Origin of the sequence: Nocardiopsis sp. RV163 (genome assembly GCF_001029525.1) — a bacterium.
Taxonomy (GTDB): Bacteria; Actinomycetota; Actinomycetes; order Streptosporangiales; family Streptosporangiaceae; genus Nocardiopsis; species Nocardiopsis dassonvillei.
In genome coordinates, this window is the sequence record NZ_LEKI01000303.1 from 1 (window position 1) to 2,403 (window position 2,403).

Annotated in this window: 3 protein-coding genes; 2 read left to right on the plus strand and 1 reads right to left on the minus strand. The window is 70.1% G+C overall.

Annotation, left to right across the window (positions count from 1 at the left end):
• Nucleotides 1-956, plus strand: a 956-nt coding sequence (locus ABD54_RS26270) for a sugar ABC transporter permease (protein WP_047872239.1), incomplete at its 5' end; no start/stop codon positions are given.
• Nucleotides 953-1,867, plus strand: a complete 915-nt coding sequence (locus tag ABD54_RS26275; RefSeq protein ID WP_047872240.1) for a carbohydrate ABC transporter permease — start codon at nt 953-955, stop codon at nt 1,865-1,867. The genes ABD54_RS26270 and ABD54_RS26275, both read left to right, overlap by 4 nt.
• Before the next feature lie 177 nt (nt 1,868-2,044).
• Here ABD54_RS26275 and ABD54_RS26280 read toward each other — a convergent pair.
• Nucleotides 2,045-2,403, minus strand: a 359-nt coding sequence (locus ABD54_RS26280) for a cellulose-binding domain-containing protein (RefSeq protein WP_047872241.1), incomplete at its 5' end; no start/stop codon positions are given.

Consider the following 2,403-nt stretch of genomic DNA (forward strand, 5'->3'; position numbering starts at 1 on the left):
CCGCCCCGGACCGCAGGGGCGGGTCCGCGCCCCGGGGACGCAGACGGGTCCCGTTCGGGGCGAGGCTGCGCCGCGACTGGCAGCTCCTGCTGATGACGGTCCCGGCGATCGGCCTGCTGGCGGTGTTCCACTACACGCCGACCCTGGGCAACGTCATCGCCTTCCAGGACTACAACCCCTGGGACGGGGTGTGGGGCAGCCCGTGGGTGGGGCCGGCGCACTTCGAGCGGCTGTTCACCGACCCCCGCTTCTGGTCCGCGGCGGGCAACACGCTGGTCATCGCCGCCGTCCAGCTCGTGTTCTTCTTCCCCATTCCGATCGCCCTGGCCATCCTGCTGGACAGCGTGCTCAGCCCCGGGCTGCGGATGGTGCTCCAGAGCATCGTGTACATGCCGCACTTCTTCTCGTGGGTCCTGGTCGTCACCCTGTTCCAGCAGATCCTGGGCGGCGCGGGGCTGTTCTCGCAGATCCTGCGGCAGAACGGGTACGCGCCGCTGGAGGTCATGACCGACCCGGACGCGTTCCTGTTCGTGGTCACCTCCCAGATGGTCTGGAAGGACGCCGGGTGGGGCACGATCATCTTCCTGGCCGCGCTGGCGGCCGTGAACCAGAACCTCTACGAGTCCGCGGCCGTGGACGGCGCCGGGCGCTGGCGGCGGATGTGGCACATCACCCTGCCGGGCCTGCGCCCGGTGGTCATCCTGCTGCTCATCCTCAAGATCGGCGACATCCTCAACGTCGGCTTCGAGCAGTTCTACCTCCAGCGCGACGCGTTCGGATCGGGCGTGTCGGAGGTGCTCGACACCTTCATCTACCACCAGACCCTGGTGACGGGGAACTTCAGCGCGGGAGCGGTCGCGGGCCTGGTCAAAGGCGTGGTCGGACTGGTCCTCATCGTTCTGGCCAACAAGCTGGCCCACAAGATGGGTGAGAACGGAATCTACCGACGAGCATGAGCACACTGTTCAAGGACCGCCCCGTGTGGGCGGAGCGCCCCGGCCTCCCCGCGCGCGCCGCGAAGAACACCACCCTGGCCGCCATCGCGGTCGTCATCGTCTTCCCCCTCTACGTCGTGGTCCTGACCAGCCTGTCCCCCGCCTCGGCGGTGAACAGCGCGGGCGGCCTGGTGCTGGTCCCGCAGGGGGTCTCCTTCCAGGCCTACGCGGACCTGTTCAGCGGCGGCGTGGTGACCCGGGCCGTACTGGTCAGCCTGGGCGTCACGGCCGTGGGAACGCTGGTCAGCCTGGCGGCGACCGTCCTGGCCGCCTACGGGCTGTCCCAGCCCGGGTCGCTGTGGCACCGGCCGCTGCTGTTCGCGGTGCTGCTGACCTTCCTGTTCGCGCCCGGGATGATCCCGCTGTACCTGCTGGTGAGCAACGTCGGCCTGATCGACAGCTACTGGTCGCTGATCCTGCCGACGGCGGTGAACGCGTTCAACCTGGTGGTGATGCGGGCGTTCTTCATGAACCTGCCGCAGGAGATCGGCGACAGCGCCCGGGTGGACGGGGCGAGCGAGTGGACCATCATGACCCGGCTGGTCCTGCCCATGTCCAAGGGGGTCACCGCGGTCGTCGGCCTGTTCTACGCGGTGGGCTACTGGAACGCCTTCTTCAACGCCATTCTCTACATCAACGACAACGCCAAGTGGCCGCTCCAGTTGGTGCTGCGCCAGTACGTGCAGCAGGGCCAGCAGCTCAGTTCGAGTTCGGTGATCGGCGACGCGGTGCAGGGCGGCAGCGCCTCGGCGCCCAACCTGGCCATCCAGATGGCCATCGTGGTGGTGGCCCTGGTGCCGGTCACGTTCGTCTACCCGCTGGTCCAGAAGCACTTCACCAAGGGCGTCATCATCGGCGCCGTCAAGGGTTAGCGCCGCCTCAGGACCGCCCGCGCCCCCGGGGTTCCCCTCCTCCTGGAACCCCGGGGGCGCGGGTGTGCCCGGGGTTCCGTGACGGCTCCGGCGGCGGCCCGTTCGCCGGTCCCCGTCCGGGCACGGCGAAGGGCCGGGAACCGCCCCCGCGGCTCCCGGCCCCGCCGTGTCAGGGCGTCAGCCGCAGGCTTGCCCGTCGAGGGTGAGCCCGGTCGGCTGCGCGGGCTCGCCGTCCACGGTCCCGTTGAAGCCGACCGTCACCGAACTCCCCGGGGCGATCCGGGCGTTCCACCCGGCGTCGGTGACCCGCACGGACGCGCCGTCCTGGGTGTGCGCGCCGTTCCAGAGGCTCGTGACCTCCTCACCGGCCGTGAACTCCCAGCCGACCTCCCAGCCCTCCAGTGCCTCGTCGCCGGTGTTGGTGACCGTCACCCCGGCCTGGAACCCGCCGCTCCAGGTGTTGGTTACCTCGTACTCGACCGCGCAGTCCCCGGGCTCGGGGTCCGGGGACGGCTCCGGGGTGGGTTCGGGGTCCG